Here is a 17316-nt window from a genome sequence, read left to right on the forward strand (position 1 = left end):
CCGGATGCGGTGTTGGAGACGGCGGGTGTCGAGGCCGGCACCACCGGAAACGAGTAGTCCCACCTCCACCACACCCCTGCTGCAATGCTGAAAGGGCGGCCCCCTCCGGGGCCGCCCTTTCAGCGTGTCCGGCACCTGCCCGGTAGGGTGCCACCGTGGCGAACCCTCCCCAGCCCCACGGCCCCAGCGCCGGACAGTGGCCGCAGCACGCCCCTGGCCCGCAGGCCCCCGGTCCCCAGCCCTACGGCCCGCCGCCGCCCCCCGGTCACCCCGGCGGCCCGCCGCCGCGGCGCCGCAGCAGTGCAGTCCCCTGGATCATCGGCGGGGTCGTCCTGGCGCTCGTCGTGCTGATCGGCGGCGGAGGCGCGGCCGCCTACTTCCTGTTCCTGCGCCAGCCCGCAGCCGGCCAGCCCGGGACCGCCCCGCCCGAGGCCTACGCCGAACCCGGCGACATCGACGGCGTGCAGACCTTCGCCGGCCTCTCCGCCGACCACACCGACGCGCCGGTCGACTACCCGCAGCACCCGCCGGTGGGCGGCCCCCACGCCGGTGAATGGCTCAACTGCGGCGTCTACGACGACGAGGTCCCCGCCGAGAACGCCGTGCACTCCCTGGAGCACGGCGCCGTGTGGATCAGCCACGACCCCGGCCTGCCCGACGCCGACCTGGAGCGGCTGCACGGCCTCTACACGCCCGGCTCCTACCTGGTCATCAGCCCGGTGGCCGACCTTCCCGGCCCGGTCGTGCTGTCGGCGTGGGGCAAGCAGCTCGTTCTGGAGTCCGCCGAGGACCCGCGGATCCCCGAGTTCCTCAGCACCTACGAACAGGGCGAGCAGACCCCCGAACCCGGTGCCCCCTGTTCGGGCATGGACGAGCCCATGACGGTCTGACCCCGGAACGGGGCCGCGCGGCCTAGCCCGGCAGCGCGTAGCGGCCGTCGTCCAGCGGGTCGACCAGGCCGTCGGCAACCAGCGCATCGAGCGCGCGCTCGCGCTGTACCGGCAGGTCCCACACCGCGTCCAGCGCGGACTTGGGCACCGGACCCGAGGCGTCCCGCAGCACCGCCAGCAGCTTGCCGCGGACCTGGCGGTCGGTGCCGGCATAGGTCTGCCCGCGCCGCGGCGGCCCGTCGTAGGCCGGCCGCCCCGCCGCCCGCCACGCACAGTCGCCGGAGATCGGGCAGTCACCGCAGGCGGGGGAGCGGGCGGTGCACAGCAGTGCGCCCAGCTCCATCACCGCTACACCCCAGCGGGCGGCCACCGATGCCTCGGGCGGGAGCAGCGCCTCGGCGAGCGCGACTTCGGCACGGGTCTGCGCCTTGGGCGGGTACTGCACGCCTGTGACCGCGCGCGCCAGGACCCGGCGCACGTTGGTGTCGAGGATCGCGTGCCGCTGTCCGTAGGCGAAGCTGGCCACCGCCGCCGCGGTGTAGGGCCCCACACCGGGCAGCTCCAGCAGGTCGGCGTGGACGTCGGGGACCTCGCCGCCGTGCCGCTCCACGATCGTGCGGGCGCACGCGTGCAGGTTGAGCGCGCGCCGCGGATAGCCGAGCCGGTTCCACATGCGCACGGCCTCGCCCGACGGGGCTGCGGCGAGATCGGCGGGGGTCGGCCACCGCTCCATCCAGGCCTCCCACGCGGGCAGCACGCGCACCACCGGGGTCTGCTGGAGCATGATCTCGCTGACCAGCACCGACCAGGGGGAGGCGCCCTCATGGCGCCAGGGCAGGTCGCGAGCATTGGCCTGATACCAGGCGAGAACGGCTGTGCTGTAGGGGTTGTCGTTCATGTTTCAATCGGTGTGGAGATCGGCGGGTTGAGTAGGTGCCGCGCCGGGAAACCCGGAATACTACGCCCCATGGCGTCAAGTGCCGGGCAACCACGACCCGTGAGCCCTGAAACGTATTGGAAGCGGCGCGTATTCGTGCTGCTGGGACTCCTCGTAGTTGTGGCGCTCATCACATATGCATGTACGCGTCCGTCGTCATCGGACATCGAGCAGACGGCGGGCGAAGGCGCGGACCCCGCGCCGGAGCCGTCGCAGTCGGCCGAACCCTCGTCCCCGCCCAGTGTCCCACCGTCTCCGTCCCCGAGTGACGGCTCCAGCCCATCCGGTGACGCCGGCGAGGACGGCGACGCACAAGAGGGCGACGCGGCCGAGGAGGCCGAGGGCGAAGGGGGCTCCGGCGGCGATTCCGGAGCGGCCGCCGCCGAGGTGCCCGCGCCCGAGCGCGACAGTGACCCCTGTCGTCCGCAGGACATCGTGGTCACCGTCGGCACCGACCGCGACGACTACGCCTGGGACGCCGAACCCGAGCTGGAGCTGAACGTCGTCAACACCGGCGAGCAGACCTGCACCGTGGACGTCGGCCCCGAGAGCATGGAGCTGCGGATCACCTCGGGCGACGACCGCATCTTCTCGACCGCCGACTGCGTGGAGGGCGACACCTCCGACGAGGTGCAGGTGCGACGCGGTGTGCCCCACACCGCCACCTACACCTGGGACCGCAAGCGCTCCTGGACGGACTGCCGCGACGACGACGTCAACGCCGACCGGCCAGGGACCTACGTGGCGACCCTGCACGGCACTTACGACACGGGAACGGAACCCGCTGTGTTCCGCCTGAACTAGCGGTCCGGCCGGGGGCGTTCGGCCCCCGGCCGCCCTACCCCCTGCTCCGCTGCCGTGCGGGGAACGCGGCCCTCAGCGCGCCGCCGACGTCGTCGACCCCGACGACCTCGATCCCGGGGACCGGCTCCTCGCTGTGCTGGGGGACGATCGCGCGGGTGAACCCCAGCCGCTGGGCCTCGGCCAGGCGCCGCTGCACGCCGCTGACCGCCCGGACGTCGCCGGCGAGGCCGACCTCGCCGATGGCGACCAGCCCCTTGGGCAGGGGGTCGTCGCGGACCGATCCGGCGACGGCCAGCGCCAGGGCGAGGTCGACCGAGGGTTCGCCCAGCCGGACGCCGCCCACCGTGGAGGCGTAGACGTCGGCGTTGGCGATCCGCACGCGGGCCCGCCGCTCCAGTACCGCCATGACCATGTTGACCCGCGCGGTGTCGAGCCCTGAGGTGGCCCGCCGCGGCTGAGGCATGTTGGTGGTGGCCACCAGCGCCTGCACCTCGGCGATCAGGGGGCGGCGGCCTTCGAGGGTGACGGTCACGCAGGTGCCGGGGACGGGCTCGTTGCGGCGGGTCAGGAACAGGCCGCTGGGGTCGGGCAGGCCGATGATCCCGGAGTCGCTCAGCTCGAAGCAGCCGATTTCGTCGGTGGGGCCGTAGCGGTTCTTGACGGCGCGCAGCAGCCGCAGCTGGGAGTGGCGGTCGCCCTCGAATTGCAGGACGACGTCGACCAGGTGTTCCAGCAGCCGGGGCCCGGCGATCGAGCCGTCCTTGGTGACGTGCCCGACCAGCACGGTGGCGATGCCCCGCTCCTTGGCGAGCCGGATGAGCGCCCCGGCGACCTCGCGGACCTGGGTGACCCCTCCGGGGACCCCGCTGACATCGGGGGAGCTCATGGTCTGCACGGAGTCGACGATGAGCAGCCCCGGCGCCACGCTGTCGACGTGGCTGACCAGGGACGCCACCGAGGTCTCGGCGGCCAGGTAGAGCTTGGGGGACAGCGCGCCCAGGCGCTCGGCCCGCAGCCGGACCTGCCCGGTGGACTCCTCGCCGGTGACGTAGAGGACCGGGCCGGAGTCGGCGCACAGCGCGGCGACCTCGAGCAGCAGGGTGGACTTGCCGACCCCGGGTTCGCCGGCGAGCAGCATGACGCCGCCGGGGACCACGCCGCCGCCCAGCACACGGTCGAGCTCGTCGAGGCCGGTGGGTATGGCGTGGGCGGTCTCGACGTCGATCTCGGTGATCGGGCGCGCCGGGGTGCGCACCCGCGCGGGCGCGATCACCGTGGAGGTGGGCGCCCCGGACTCCTCGATCGTGCCCCACGCCTGGCACTCGCCGCAGCGCCCGGCCCATTTGAACGTGGTCCAGCCGCATTCGGCGCAGCGGAACGTGGTCTTCGCAGCCTTGGCCATGGATGCACGCTAGCGGTTGGCGGTGACGGCCGGGCCCGGGAACCGCGCGGCGTGTGGACAACCCCACCGAATGACGATTACCGTGCGTATTCATCCATGTGCGTCAAGTCCATGGCCGGAATCGGCCTGGAATGTTGACCCGAGGTTACCCGCCGGTCACATTCAAGGCAGCAGCCCGTCCCCCAGCTGAGGAGCGCCGCGTGTCGCCCAGGACCACCGCCCGCCGTTTCACCGCCGCCGCACTCGGCTTCGCCGGCGTGCTCAGCTTCGCGGCGTCCCCCGCCCACGCCGCGCCGGCCGGGCTCGCCGACCGCTACGTGGCGCTGGGCGACTCCTTCACCGCCGGCCCCCTGGTCCCCCCGCCGACCGGCGAACCCGCCCTGTGCCTGCGCTCGGGCGCCAACTACCCCGCCCTGGTGGCCGAAGCCCTCGGAGCGGGCGAGTTCACCGACGTCAGCTGCTCGGGCGCCGTCACCGACGACATGACCGCCCCTCAACAGTTCCCCGGACCCGACAACCCGGCCCAGTTCGACGCTCTCGCCCCCGACACCACGCTGGTCAGCCTCCAGATCGGCGGCAACGACTTCGGCTTCGTCGAGATCCTGCTCAAGTGCGCCGCGCTGAGCGCCACCGACCCCGAGGGCGGCCCCTGCGCCGAGTACTACACCCGCGACGGCGACGAGCTCGCCGCCCGCGTCGACGAGACCGCGGCACGCGTCGCCGAGGTGCTCGACGGCATCGGCGAACGCAGCCCCGACGCCACCGTGGCGGTCGTCGGCTACCTCCAGATCCTGCCCGAATCCGGCGGCTGCTGGCCCGAGGTGCCGATCGCCGGGGAGGACGTCGCCTACCTCGACGGCGCGCAGACCGACCTCAACGCCGCCATCGCCAAGGAGGCCGCCGACGCCGGGGCCGTCTTCGTCGACGTCATGGAACGCGGCCACGACGTCTGCGCCGACAACGCCGACAAGTGGGTCGAGGGCATCTTCCCCTCCCAGGCGGCCGCGCCGGTGCACCCCAACGCCGACGGCATGGCCGAGGCCGGCGCGCGCGTGGTCACCGCGCTCGGCGGCGGGGAGCCGGCGCCGCAGGTCTGACCGGGCATTCCGGGATCAGAAGCGGGCGCACCCGCTCAGTACCTGCGCCACCACAGATTGACCGCGTAGTCCACCTCCAGCCCCTCGTGGCCCGCGATGATCCGGTCCGCGAGGGCGGGGGTGAACTCGATCCGCACGACCGCCTCGAAGTCGGCGCGCCGCTCGAAGCGCCAGCGCATGGTCAGCGGCTCCCGCTGGAACCCCCGCGCGCTCCAGAACCGCTCGACCGCCGCCGGGTCGTAGGTGGGCAGGAAGCGGCGGAACCACCCGCCGAACGTCGAGCGCGTGGCGTCGTTGTCGATGATGAACGCCACCCCGCCGCGCCGCATCACCCGGTCGAGTTCGGCCAGCCCCGGCTCGCAGCCGGGGCCGAAGAAGTACGCCCATCGGGCGTGCGCGACATCCACCGAGGCGTCGGGCACGGGCAGCCGCTGCGCCACCCCCGTGTGCACGGTGACGTTGCCCAGCCCGTGCGTGCGCGCCCGCGCGGTGCCCGCCAGCACCGGGTGCGGCTCCACGCCGGTGACCCGCAGCGCGTCCTCGGCGAACAGCGGCAGGTGGTAGCCGGTCCCGCAGCCGATGTCCAGCACGTGGGCGCCGGAGCGCCTCCGGATGCCGGCCATCGCCGCCTCGATCACGCCATCGGGGTCGACCGCCTCGTTCTCCAGCTCATAGACCTGCGGGGTGTTCCAGATATTGGGGCTGGGAACCGCCCCCGGGATCGCTGTCGTCACCCGCCGAGCATAGGGAGTACACGGGGGATCCGGGGCGGGCCGGGGTGCCCTCATCAGGCCCGCGCCGGGTACACGGCGGACCACGTGTGCGCGGGGTGGGCCAACTCGCCCCGGTACCGCATAGTGTTGTTGGAGTGAGCGCCATCCAGGTTCCAGACGCGCCCGTCGTGCTCTCGACGGCGTCGGTCTACCCTGAGAAGACCCCGGCGGCCTTCGAGATCGCCGCACGCCTCGGCTACGACGGCATCGAGGTCCTGGTCTCCTCCGACCCCGTCAGCCAGGACATCGACATGCTCCGGCGGCTGTCGGACTACCACCGGATCCCGATCCTCGCCGTGCACTCACCGTGCCTGATCATCACCCAGCGTGTCTGGGGCCGCGACCCGTGGGGCAAGCTCATCCGCTCCAAGCAGATGGCCGAAGCCCTCGGAGCCAAAACGATTGTCGTCCACCCGGCGTTCCGCTGGCAGCGCGACTACGCACGGGAGTTCGAGAACGGCATCGCCCGCATGCAGGACGAGACCGACGTCGTCTTCGCCGTCGAGAACATGTACCCGGTGCACATGCGCGACAAGGAGGTCGTGCCCTACGCGCCGAGCTGGAACCCGCTCGACCGCGACTACCCCGACGTCACCCTCGACCTCTCCCACACCGCCATGTCCCGCTCCGACGCCATGGACATGGCCCACAAGCTCGGCGGCCGGCTCTCCCACGTGCACATGGCCGACGGCACCGGCGGCCAGAACCTCGACGAGCACCTGATCCCCGGCCGCGGCGCCCAGCCCTGCGCCGAGCTCCTCGAACACCTGGCCGCCACCGGCTACGAGGGCCAGATCGTGCTGGAGGTCAGCACCCGCAAGGCCCCCGACCGCGAGTCCCGCCAGCTCGAACTGGCCGAGGCGCTGGCGTTCACCCGGCTGCACTTCGCCGCGGGCGCCCGCGCGCAGGCCGTGCCGCCCCGCAGGTTCTCCGTCGGCGCCGACGGCACCGTCTCCGGCGACCCCCGTCCCTAGCGCCTATGGCACGGACCGGACGACGCCCCGGGGCGACCCGCACCCGCGACCAGATCCTGAGCGCCGCCCGCGAGCAGTTCGCGGAGCTGGGCTTCGGCGGCGCGACCATCCGCGGCATCGCCCGCGCCGCAGAGGTCGACCCCGCCCTCGTGCACCACTTCTTCGGCAGCAAAGAGGACGTCTTCGTCGCGGCCATGCGGCTCCCCTACAACCCGGCCACGGTGATCCGGGAGATCCTGGCGCAGGCGGGGCCGGACCCCGCGCCCTCCGTCCTGCGGGGCCTGCTCCGGATCTGGGACGCGCCCGAGACCCAGGCGACGATGGTGGGGCTGATCCGCTCGGCGGTCGCCGACGACCGCACCGCCCGGGTGATCCGCGACTTCCTGAGCGACATGGTGGTGCAGCAGGTCTCGGCGGAGCTGGGGGTGCCGCCGTTGCGCGCCACCGCCGCCGCATCGCAGCTCCTGGGCCTGATCGTGCTGCGCTACGTGCTCCGCATCGAACCCGTCGCCTCGGCCGGCCACGAGGACATCGTGCGCGAGTACTCCCCGGCCCTGGGCGCGCTGATCGGCGCCGCCGCACCACCGACAACGTAGGCTGGGCGGGCAAGGACGCATCAGGGCCTGATCCCCCGTCGGGGCCGCCGCGCGGTGCCGCCCGACGACCGGCCCTCGTCCGAGACCCCCATTCGGCTGCGGAAAGAACGACAGACGACATGAATCCTCTCCGGCTCCTGCCGCTCTCGCCCGGCACCGGCACACCCATCGACCCTTCCGAGGGCTACGAGGGCTTCATCGGCTGGGTCCTGCAACTCATGACCGACCTCGGCGAGGTCGGCGTGGGCCTGGCCCTGCTGATCGAGACCTTCTTCCCCCCGATGCCGAGCGAAGCCGTCCTCCCGGGCGCAGGGTTCCTCGCCTACGAGGGGCACATGAACGTCTGGCTGGCCATCACGGCCGCCACCATCGGCGCCCTCCTCGGCGCCTGGGGCTTCTACTTCCTGGGCGCGCTCCTGGGCCGGGAGCGCACCCGCTGGATCGTCGAGAAGACCCCGCTGCTGGAGGTCGAGGACTTCTACAAGGCCGAGCGCGTGTTCTCCCGCTGGGGCGGCATCGCGGTCCTGGTCGGCCGCTGCGTGCCGATGGTGCGCAGCTTCATCTCGATCCCCGCGGGCATCGAGCGCATGTCGTTCTGGAAGTTCTCCCTCTACACCACCGTCGGCAGCGCCGTGTGGAACAGCATCTGGATCGGCCTGGGCTACGCCTTCGGCCCGGCGATCAAGCCGGTGCTGGAGGAGTGGAGCGGCGTGCTGAGCAACGTCGTCGTCGTGATCGTCGCGCTGCTCGTCCTGTGGTTCGTCGTCGTCCGCGTGCGCAAGCAGATCCTCATCCGCCGCGGGGTGCTGCCCGCCGGCGGCACGCAGGACGACCAGCACAGTTCCACCCCTCGCTGACCTCCGGGGCGTAGCCTCGGAAGGAGGCGACCCGACGAGGGAGGGGCGGGCCATGGTGCTCCGGCGGACCCTGCTGGCCGCGGCGGGAAGCGAGCGCCTGCGCGCACTCGTCGCGGGCACCGGCCCGGCCCGGCGGCTGGTCGGCCGGTTCGTCGCCGGCGAGGACATCGGCGACGCCCTCGAGGCGGCCCGCCGGCTCGCCGCCGACGACCTGTCGACCTCCATCGACCACCTCGGCGAGGCCACCGCCCACCCCGCACAGGCGGAATCCGCCACCCGCGCCTACCTCGCCCTCCTCGACCGCATCGGCGACGCCGGGCTGGCCCGCCGGGCCGAGGTCTCGGTCAAGCCGACCGCGGTCGGGCTGGGGCTCGGGCCCGAAGGGGAGGCGCTGGCCGCCGCCAACATCGGGCGCGTCTGCGAGGCCGCGGCCGCGCACGGCACGACCGTCACCGTCGACATGGAGGACGCCGCCGCAGTCCCCGCCACGCTGCGCATCGTGGCGGGGCTGCGCGCCGAGCACCCCGACCTGGGCTGCGTGCTCCAGTCCTACCTGCGGCGCACCGCCGACGACCTCGCCGCCATGGCCGGCGCGGGCGCCCGCATCCGCCTGTGCAAGGGCGCCTACGCCCCCGACCCGGCCACCGCCTACACCGCCCACCGGGACGTCGACTCCGCCTACGTGCGCCACCTGCGGTTCCTCATGGCGAGCGACGCCTACCCCATGGTCGCCACGCACGACCCCCGGCTGATCGCGATCGCGGGCATGCTGGCCGAACGCGCGGGGCGCGGCCCCGATGCGTTCGAGTACCAGATGCTCTACGGCGTCCGCCCCGATGAGCAGCGCCGGCTGGCCGCCACTGGCGCCCGGGTGCGCGTCTACGTGCCCTACGGGCAGGAGTGGTACGGCTACCTCGCCCGCCGGCTGGCGGAGCGCCCCGCGAACGTCTCTTTCGCGGCGCGGGCGGTCGTGACGCGTTCCTGAGTACCCGGGCGGTCCGCTGCCGTTCCTGACCCCGCCGCTGGTCACCGCGTACGCCGGGCCCTTCCACCCCCGCTACCGTGGGAAGGGTCCGAAAGGTGGAAACAGATGATCGCGATCATTGGCGGCGGCAAGATGGGCGAGGCGCTGCTCGCCGGGCTGCTGGCAACCGGGCACGACCCCGCCGACCTGCTCGTCACCGAACCGCACGGCCCCCGGGCCGACGACCTGCGCGCGAAGTACGGCATCACCGTCGTACCGGCCGCGGAGGCGGCGCAGCGGGCCGGCACGCTGATCCTCGCGATCAAGCCGCAGGACATGGTCGACCTGCTCGACAACCTCGCCGCAGAGCTGCGGCCCGGCCCGCTGGTCATCTCGATCGCGGCGGGCATCACCACGTCGCTGCTGGAGAAGCACCTCGGCGCCGGCATCGCCGTGGTCCGCGCGATGCCCAACACCCCGGCCCTGGTCGGCGAGGGCATGACCGCCATCGCCGGCGGCGTGCACACCACCGTCGACCAGCTCGACCACGCCGAGGCGCTGCTGCGCGCCGTGGGCGACGTCGTCCGGGTCCCCGAACGCCACATGGACACCGTCACCGCGCTGTCGGGGAGCGGGCCCGCCTACTTCTACTTCATCGCCGAGACCATGATCGAGGCGGGAGTGGCCATGGGCATGACCCGGTCCACCGCCCACCGCCTGGTCACCCGCACCATCAGCGGCGCCGCCACCATGCTCGACTCCTCCGGCGAGCACCCCGTGGTCCTGCGCGAGGCCGTGACCTCGCCCGGGGGCACCACCGCCGCGGCGGTGCGCGAGCTGGAGCGGCACGGCGTGCGCACGGCGTTCACCGACGCCATCGAGGCGGCCCGGGACCGCAGCAGGGAGCTGTCGGAGGGCTGACCCGGGGAATCATCCCGCCCCCGCCCCCGTTTGAGAACATGTGCGCGCATCTGGCTACTGTGTACGGCAGGCGGGGTGACCCACCCCACGCGCGCACCACTCGACCGGCTGGGAGGGCCCATGGGCTGTTCGCTTCACATGGCCTGGAACGACGGGCTGACGTCGTACAACTTCGGTCCTGAACACCCGCTCAACCCGGTCCGGGTGGAGCTGACCATGGCCCTCAGCCGTGAGCTGGGGGTCTTCGACGCCCCTCAGGTGCGGTTCATCGACGCCGAGCCCGCCTCCGACGACCTCCTCCAGCTCATCCACGACCCCGGCTACATCGAAGCCGTCAAGCGCGCGGGCAAGACCCTCCAGCCCGACGCCCCCTATTGCCTGGGCACCTCCGACAACCCCGTCTTCCCCGACATGCACGACGCCGCCGCCCTCGTCGGGGGCGCATCGGTGGCGGCGGCGCGCGCGGTGTGGAACGGCGAGACCGAGCACGCGGCCAACATCGCCGGGGGCCTGCACCACGCCATGCCCAAGAACGCCTGGGGGTTCTGCGTCTACAACGACGCCGCCCTCGCCATCGCCTGGCTGCTGGAGCAGGGGGCCAAGCGGGTCGCCTACGTCGACGTCGACGTCCACCACGGCGACGGCGTGCAGACCATGTTCTACGACGACCCCCGGGTCCTCACCATCAGCCTGCACGAGTCCCCCCTGACCCTCTTCCCCGGCACCGGGCGGCCCAATGAGACCGGCGGCCCCGCGGCCGAGGGCTACGCGGTCAACGTCGCCCTGCCCGCCGGCAGCGACGACTCCCGCTGGCTGCGCGCGTTCGACGCGGTCGTCCCGCCGCTGCTGGCCGAGTTCCAGCCCGAGGTGCTGGTCACCCAGCAGGGCGCCGACACCCACGCCCTGGACCCGATGGCCAACCTCACCCTCAGCCTCGACGGCCAGCGCCGCACCTACCGTGCGCTGCACCGGCTGGCCAAGGAGACCGCGGGCGGGCGCTGGGTGGTGCTCGGCGGCGGCGGGTACGAGCTGGTGCAGGTCGTGCCGCGGGCGTGGACCCACCTGCTCGCCGAGGTCGCCGGGGTCGACATCGACCCGCAGGCCGAGACCCCCGCCGAATGGCGGCGCTTCGTCCGGGAGCGCACCGGGGAGGTCCCCCCGCTGTACATGACCGACGGCCGGACCGCCGAGTTCACCCCGTTCGAGGCCGGGTTCGACCCCGACGACCCCGTGGACCAGGCGATTCAGGCCACCCGGCGGGCGGTATTCCCCAGCCACGGAATGGACCCGAGCCTGTGACGCGGGTGACGCGTGATCGGGACGATCGTTACCCGTGGGCAGAGTTGAACCGGGTATGAACAGGGTATGACGACCGCTCGGGCGGAGGCGTCGCGTTTTGTGGTGCATCCTGCCCGAAAGCACGGTCTGCGAGTGGAAGGGGGACGCAGGTGACGCCGCCTTCGCGCGCGGAACTCATCGCTCACCTGGTGCGCACCGGGATCGCCGGGCATGTGGACACGCCGCGGCAGAACAACCTCCGGCACTACCGGAGACTCTGCCATAAGGACCCGTACTACCAGTTCGGGCTGACCTTCGCGCACGAGTGGTCGTTCTCCGAGGTCCTGTCGCTGATGTCGAAGCGCTGTGGCGTCGTCGCCGACGAGTCCTACCTCTGGGGCATCGACACCATCGACCCCGACCGCACCGTCGACGCGCTGGAGGCCGTGGCCGACCGGCTCGCCGAGGCCGCGCAGCGCCGCGAACGCGTCATGTTCGCCACCGGGCACCCCCGCAACCTCGCCGACATCTACCGCGAGTGGGCCATCGCCCTGGAGGAGCGCGGCTGCGAGGTCGTCACCGCGGCGGCCGGCTACGCCTACGAGGTCGCCACCGAGCAGCCGCCGCACCGCCGCGTGCTGGTCTGGCGCGACCGGATCGGCATGGTCATGGACGGCCGGTCCCCGCGCCACAGCCACCACCCCTTCGCCATGCGGGCCGCCCTCACCGAGCTCTCCGACCGCGGCGAGCCATGGCCGCAGCTGGTCATCGCCGACCATGGTTTCGCCGGTGCGGCGGGGGAGGCGGGGGTCCCGACCCTCGGTTTCGCCGATTCCAACGATCCGGCACTCTTCCTCGGCGAGCACGAGGGAAAACTCGTCGCGACCGTCCCCCTCGACGACGGATACACCACCGAGGACTACCGTCCGCTATCGGCCTACGTGCTCCACCGCGCCGGGCTGGACGGCCAGGGGAGCAGTGGCGGCGCTTTTATACCCACCCCCTAAACCTCACCAGACCCCCCGCCCTCATGTAGCTGCACCGACAGCAAACCCGCCCTTTCAATGGAGTGCACCCGGATCTACTCTGAAACAGGACGTGTCAGCAGTTACCGATTGACACATCGGCACGGCGACGGGGTGTAGTGGCCACGAGTCCCCAGACGTGGCCGCTACGGGGTCGACTCGTGCCGGTAGGCAGATGCAGTGACACCTACGCTCACGTCCGGAAGTGAGGGCGTCGGAAGATGAGTGGGAGTAAGGCTCCTCTGGACGAGGTCAGGTTCCTGACCGTGGCCGAGGTCGCGACGATCATGCGTGTTTCGAAAATGACCGTCTATCGGATGGTCCATTCCGGTGTGCTCCCCGCGATCCGCGTGGGCCGCTCGTACCGGGTACCGGAGCGCGCCGTGCACGACTACCTGCGCGAGGCGTTCGTCGAGGCGGGCTGACCTCGACCGCGCAGACCCGATGAGGGCGGTGCCACCCCGCCACCGCCCTCCGGGTGCGCACCGTCTGTGACGAGGCGCGATGCGCGTTGTGCAGGGGGGCCGAGACGTCGGCACGGCGTCTACTACACTTTGTCGTTGATGACACCGTGCCCGCCTCACCTCCTTCTTTGAGGACCCCTGCGATGCCTTGCTCTCCACCCGGTGCCCGCGTGCGCGCCGCCGCCGCGCTGGCCGCGCTGGTCACCCTGACCGCCGGATGCGCCGGGGGGCTCGAATCCGAGAACGGCACCACCGACGGCCGCTACATCGAGGGCGACGGCACCGCCACCGAGTTCGACGCCGACGACCGCTCCACCGCCCCCGACATCGAGGGCGAGACCCTCGACGGCGACCCCGTCAGCCTCGCCGACTACCGCGGCGACGTCCTGGTGCTGAACTTCTGGGCCAGCTGGTGCGGCCCCTGCCGCTCCGAGGCCCCGGTCCTCGACGAGGTCTACAACGACCACAAGGACGCCGGCCTGGACTTCCTCGGCGTCAACATCAAGGACAACGAGACCGCGGCCCGCGCGTTCGAGCAGGCCCAGGAGGTCCCCTACCCCAGCCTCTACGACCAGCCCGGCGAGGTCTCCCAGGCGTTCCGCGACACCGTCCCGCCGCAGGCGGTCCCCACCACCCTGGTGATCGACCGCGAGGGCCGCATCGCCGCCCGCGTCATCGGCGAGACCACCTACAACCAGCTCACGGGCCTGGTCGAGACCGTTCTCGCTGAGGGCGGCGAGAGCGACACCGACGAGGGCGGCGACGGCGGCGACCCGGCCGCCGCCGGAGACCGGGCGCCGGAATGATCGCCGAAACCGTCATCCAGGGCTCGCTGCTCCTCGCCGTCCCGCTGGCCTTCGCCGCCGGCCTGGTCTCCTTCCTGTCGCCCTGCGTGCTGCCGCTCGTGCCCGGCTACCTCTCCTACGTCACCGGCATGAGCGGCGCCGACTACGCCGCCCGCCGCCGGGCCGCCGCGGCGCAGGAGGCAGCCGGTGGGGCCGCAGAGGGCGAGGGAGGCGCCACCGCCACCCTCGTCTCGGCCGACGAAGAGCTCGCCGGCCGCAGGTGGACCATGCTCACGGGAAGCCTGCTGTTCATCGCCGGCTTCACCGCGGTGTTCGTCGCGGTCGGATCGTTCGTCGGCGGCATCGGCGGGCTGCTCCTGGACTACGCCGAGCCCATCCAACGCGTCCTGGGCGCCCTGACCATCGTCCTGGGCCTGGCGTTCATGGGCGTCGTCCCCGGGTTCACCCGGGAGTTCCGGTTCCACCGCCTGCCCCGGGCGGGCCTGGCCGGAGCGCCCATGCTCGGGGTGCTGTTCGGCCTGGGCTGGACCCCCTGCATCGGCCCCACACTCGCGGCCGTGCAGACCCTGGCCTTCACCGAGGGCAGCGCCGGCCGCGGCGCGCTGCTGTCCCTGGTCTACTGCCTGGGGCTGGGGCTGCCGTTCATCCTCGCGGCCCTGCTCTACCGCCGCGCACTGGGCGCCTTCGACGCGGTCAAGCGCCACTACCGCGCGGTCATCGTGACCGGCGGGGCGATGCTGGTGGTCATCGGCCTGCTCCTGGTCACCGGTGTCTGGACCGACTTCACTGCCGTCATCCAGCGCTGGGTGGCCGACTACACGACGGTGATATAGCAGTGGCTTCCACCACGACCGACGCCCCGAGCGACCCCACCCCCGTCGACCTGCCGCGGCTCTCACCCGCGGGCTGGGCGCGGTGGGCGTGGCGGATCCTCACCTCCATGCGCACGGCGCTGATCCTGCTCTTCCTGCTCGCGGTCGGCGCCATCCCGGGATCGATCCTGCCCCAGCGCGGGGTCAGCGTCGACCAGGTGCAGAACTACTACACCGACAACCCCGACCTCGCGCCGTGGTTCGACCGGTTCTACCTGTTCGACGTCTACTCATCGCCCTGGTACGCGGCGATCTACCTGCTGCTGTTCATCTCGCTGACCGGCTGCGTGCTGCCGCGCGCCGCGGCGCACTACCGCGCCATGCGCGCCCGCCCGCCCAAGACCCCCCGCAACCTCGGCCGGATGCCCTACTCCGCGCGCTTCACCACCGGCGCGCCGCCCGAACGGGTCCTCACCGAGGCCCGCGCGCTGCTCAAGGGCTACCGCACCGACACCGACGCCGACTCCGTCAGCGCCGAGCGCGGCCATCTGCGCGAGACCGGCAACGTCGTCTTCCACATCGCCCTGCTGGGGCTGCTCATCGCGCTGGGCGCCGGCTCGTTCCTCGGCTACCGCGGCAACATGCTGGTGGTCGAGGGCGACGGCTTCGCCAACACCGTCCCCGCCTACGACGCGTTCTACCCCGGCACCGCGGTCGACGCCGCCGACCTCCAGCCGTTCTCCTTCACCGTCGACGACTTCGAGGCCACCTATCTCGAAGGCGGCGACCTCCAGGGCCAGGCCGACTCCTTCGCCGCCGACCTCACCTACACCGCCGCACCCGGCGACGCCGAGGGAACGCACCGGCTCCAGGTCAACCACCCGCTGTCGGTCGACGGCGCGCAGGTCTACCTCCTCGGCAACGGATACGCGCCCGAGTTCGAGGTGACCGGCCCCGACGGCGAGGTGGTGTTCGACCAGCCGGTGCCGTTCCTGCCCCGCGACACCGCGACCTTCACCTCCGACGGGGTCATCAAGGTCCCCGACACCGGGGGAGAGCAGCTGGGATTCAGCGGGGCCTTCGTGCCCTCGGCCGCCCAGGCCGCCGACGGCACCCTGATCTCCGACTTCCCCGGCCCGCGCGACCCCGTGGTCACGCTCACCGGCTACACCGGCGACCTCGGCATGGACACCGGCGCCTCGCAGTCGGTCTACCGGCTCGACACCGACGCCATGACCGAGCTCGGCACCTCCCCGGAGCTGCGGCCGGGCGACGTCTGGGAGCTTCCCGACGGCGCGGGCACGGTGACCTTCACCGGCTACCGCGAATACATCAGCATGCAGGTCAACAGCAACCCCGCCCGGCTCCCCGCGCTCATCGCCGCCTCCGCGGCCGTGATCGGGCTCATCTGCACCCTGTTCGTCCGGCCGCGCCGCGCCTGGGTCCGTGCCCGGACCGGCGACGACGGGCGTACGGTGGTCGAGGTCGCGGGGTTGAGCAAGAGCGAAGGCGCCGGGGCGACCGCGGGGTTCCACGAACTCGGCCTCGCCCTCCGGGACCGGCTGCGGGACCGGCCCGCGGCCGACGACGAAGGCACGAAGGAGTAGCCGGTGGTGCAGCAGTTCGCCGCTGAGGCGGCGGTCGACCAGAACATGGCATCGATCAGCGACGGCCTGATCATCGCCATGATCGTGGCCTACGCGCTCGCCCTGTTCCTGTTCGCGATCGAGGCCGCGTTCGGCCGGCGCGAACGGCTGCGCGGCTCCCGGCTGGTGGCCGTGGGCGCGAGCACGGGGGCGGTCCCCGCGGCCGGGGCCTCGGGCACCGTCGACCTCGACGACGACATGACCGTCAACGTCCGCCACAACGAGCCCGAGGCCAGCGCGTCCCGGCACGTCGTCGGCGTGGTCGCCCTCGTGGTCACCGGCCTGGCGTTCCTCCTCAACGCCGGGCAGATCGTCACCCGCGGGCTGGCGGCCGACCGCTGGCCGTGGGGCAACATGTTCGAGTTCGTCGTGGCGATCTGCCTGTGCACGGTGGGGGCGTTCCTCTTCGCGGCGGTCCGCTACCAGGCGCGCTTCCTCGGCACGTTCGTGCTGGTGCCGGTGGTACTGCTGCTCGGCATCGCCGCCCGCTGGCTCTACAGCGAGGCGGGGCCGGTGGTCCCGGCGCTGCACTCCTACTGGATCGCCATTCACGTCTCGGCGGCCATCCTCGCCACCGGCGGGTTCCTGGTGTCGGGGTCGGCGGCGGTCACCTACCTGGTCGCCAAGCGCACCGAGCTGAAGCGGGCGGCGGGCGAGACCGTGGCCGGCATCGCGGCGAAGCTGCCCAGCCCGGAGCTGCTGGACCGGGTATCGCACCGGTTCATCCTCTTCGCGTTCCCGCTTTGGACCTTCGGCATCATCGCCGGCGCCGTCTGGGCCGACGAGGCCTGGGGCCGGTTCTGGGGCTGGGACCCCAAGGAGGTCTGGTCCTTCATCACGTGGGTGGTCTACGCCGCCTACCTGCACGCCCGGGCGACCGCGGGCTGGCGCGGGAACAAGGCCACCTGGATCGGGCTGGTCGGGTTCGCGTGCCTGCTGTTCAACTTCTTCGGCGTGAACTACATGTTCAGCGGCCTGCACAGCTACGCCTGATCCGGCCGGAACACCGGGAACGTACAAGGGGCCACCCCCGCCGGGGTGGCCCCACAGTGTTGTCCGTCGTAGTCCGT

Annotated in this window: 18 protein-coding genes; 15 read left to right on the top strand and 3 right to left on the bottom strand. The window is 72.4% G+C overall.

Translation table 11 applies throughout. From position 1 onward, the window contains the following. Window positions 1-155 precede the first annotated feature (155 nt). A complete protein-coding gene (locus ACFOVU_RS01330; protein WP_378529414.1) occupies window positions 156-890 on the top strand; it encodes a DUF3105 domain-containing protein in 735 nt (244 codons plus the stop codon). Between the two features lie 22 nt (window positions 891-912). Here ACFOVU_RS01330 and ACFOVU_RS01335 read toward each other — a convergent pair whose 3' ends face one another. After that, entirely contained in the window at window positions 913-1788 is an 876-nt protein-coding gene (locus ACFOVU_RS01335; RefSeq protein WP_378529415.1) for an A/G-specific adenine glycosylase, read from the bottom strand. 99 nt (window positions 1789-1887) lie between these two features. Here ACFOVU_RS01335 and ACFOVU_RS01340 point away from each other — a divergent pair, with 99 nt between their 5' ends. Then, window positions 1888-2631: a hypothetical protein gene (locus tag ACFOVU_RS01340; RefSeq protein WP_378529416.1), complete on the top strand. Its 744-nt coding sequence runs from the start codon at window positions 1888-1890 to the stop codon at window positions 2629-2631. A 34-nt stretch (window positions 2632-2665) separates the two neighbouring features. Here the strand turns inward: ACFOVU_RS01340 and radA are convergent, their stop codons facing one another. Next, entirely contained in the window at window positions 2666-4033 is a 1368-nt protein-coding gene (gene radA, locus ACFOVU_RS01345) for a DNA repair protein RadA (RefSeq protein ID WP_378529417.1), read from the bottom strand. A gap of 200 nt (window positions 4034-4233) precedes the next feature. On the opposite strand from radA, the gene ACFOVU_RS01350 reads away from it, so the two are divergent. Then, window positions 4234-5130, top strand: coding sequence for an SGNH/GDSL hydrolase family protein (locus tag ACFOVU_RS01350; protein WP_378529418.1), 897 nt, complete (start codon window positions 4234-4236; stop codon window positions 5128-5130). A 35-nt stretch (window positions 5131-5165) separates the two neighbouring features. On the opposite strand, the gene ACFOVU_RS01355 is transcribed toward ACFOVU_RS01350, so the two are convergent. Then, window positions 5166-5753, bottom strand: coding sequence for a class I SAM-dependent methyltransferase (locus ACFOVU_RS01355; protein WP_378529945.1), 588 nt, complete (start codon window positions 5751-5753; stop codon window positions 5166-5168). 245 nt (window positions 5754-5998) lie between these two features. Between ACFOVU_RS01355 and ACFOVU_RS01360 the strand changes: the two genes are divergently transcribed. The 12 genes from ACFOVU_RS01360 (at window position 5999) to ccsB (ending at window position 17239) form a co-directional block, all read left to right on the top strand. Beyond that, window positions 5999-6877 carry a sugar phosphate isomerase/epimerase family protein gene (locus ACFOVU_RS01360; protein ID WP_378529419.1) on the top strand — a complete coding sequence of 293 codons (879 nt, stop codon included), beginning with the start codon at window positions 5999-6001 and terminating at the stop codon, window positions 6875-6877. A gap of 5 nt (window positions 6878-6882) precedes the next feature. Further along, the gene (locus ACFOVU_RS01365; RefSeq protein ID WP_378529420.1) at window positions 6883-7473 is read left to right on the top strand and encodes a TetR/AcrR family transcriptional regulator; all 591 of its coding nucleotides are present in this window, start codon (window positions 6883-6885) and stop codon (window positions 7471-7473) included. A 119-nt stretch (window positions 7474-7592) separates the two neighbouring features. After that, entirely contained in the window at window positions 7593-8330 is a 738-nt protein-coding gene (locus ACFOVU_RS01370) for a DedA family protein (protein WP_378529421.1), read from the top strand. 52 nt (window positions 8331-8382) lie between these two features. Further along, window positions 8383-9315 (top strand): proline dehydrogenase family protein, encoded by a 933-nt coding sequence (locus ACFOVU_RS01375; RefSeq protein ID WP_378529422.1) that lies wholly within the window; start codon window positions 8383-8385, stop codon window positions 9313-9315. Window positions 9316-9420: 105 nt separating this feature from the next. Next, the gene (proC, locus tag ACFOVU_RS01380; protein ID WP_378529423.1) at window positions 9421-10215 is read left to right on the top strand and encodes a pyrroline-5-carboxylate reductase; all 795 of its coding nucleotides are present in this window, start codon (window positions 9421-9423) and stop codon (window positions 10213-10215) included. Between the two features lie 138 nt (window positions 10216-10353). Next, on the top strand, window positions 10354-11514 hold the full coding sequence (locus ACFOVU_RS01385; RefSeq protein WP_378529946.1) for an acetoin utilization protein AcuC: 1161 nt from the start codon (window positions 10354-10356) through the stop codon (window positions 11512-11514). A gap of 149 nt (window positions 11515-11663) precedes the next feature. Then, window positions 11664-12500: a phosphatase gene (locus ACFOVU_RS01390; RefSeq protein WP_378529424.1), complete on the top strand. Its 837-nt coding sequence runs from the start codon at window positions 11664-11666 to the stop codon at window positions 12498-12500. 239 nt (window positions 12501-12739) lie between these two features. Beyond that, window positions 12740-12943, top strand: a complete 204-nt coding sequence (locus ACFOVU_RS01395) for a helix-turn-helix domain-containing protein (RefSeq protein ID WP_114400174.1) — start codon at window positions 12740-12742, stop codon at window positions 12941-12943. 182 nt (window positions 12944-13125) lie between these two features. After that, window positions 13126-13788 carry a TlpA family protein disulfide reductase gene (locus ACFOVU_RS01400; RefSeq protein ID WP_378529425.1) on the top strand — a complete coding sequence of 221 codons (663 nt, stop codon included), beginning with the start codon at window positions 13126-13128 and terminating at the stop codon, window positions 13786-13788. Then, entirely contained in the window at window positions 13785-14621 is an 837-nt protein-coding gene (locus ACFOVU_RS01405) for a cytochrome c biogenesis CcdA family protein (RefSeq protein WP_378529426.1), read from the top strand. The genes ACFOVU_RS01400 and ACFOVU_RS01405 overlap by 4 nt, the downstream gene beginning before the upstream one ends. A gap of 2 nt (window positions 14622-14623) precedes the next feature. Then, window positions 14624-16207: a cytochrome c biogenesis protein ResB gene (gene resB / locus ACFOVU_RS01410; RefSeq protein WP_378529427.1), complete on the top strand. Its 1584-nt coding sequence runs from the start codon at window positions 14624-14626 to the stop codon at window positions 16205-16207. A 45-nt stretch (window positions 16208-16252) separates the two neighbouring features. Continuing rightward, complete coding sequence (gene ccsB / locus ACFOVU_RS01415; RefSeq protein WP_378529947.1) at window positions 16253-17239, top strand: c-type cytochrome biogenesis protein CcsB; 987 nt, start codon at window positions 16253-16255, stop codon at window positions 17237-17239. Window positions 17240-17316: the final 77 nt, after the last annotated feature.

Origin of the sequence: Nocardiopsis sediminis (genome assembly GCF_042650565.1) — a bacterium.
Classification (GTDB): Bacteria; Actinomycetota; Actinomycetes; order Streptosporangiales; family Streptosporangiaceae; genus Nocardiopsis_B; species Nocardiopsis_B sediminis.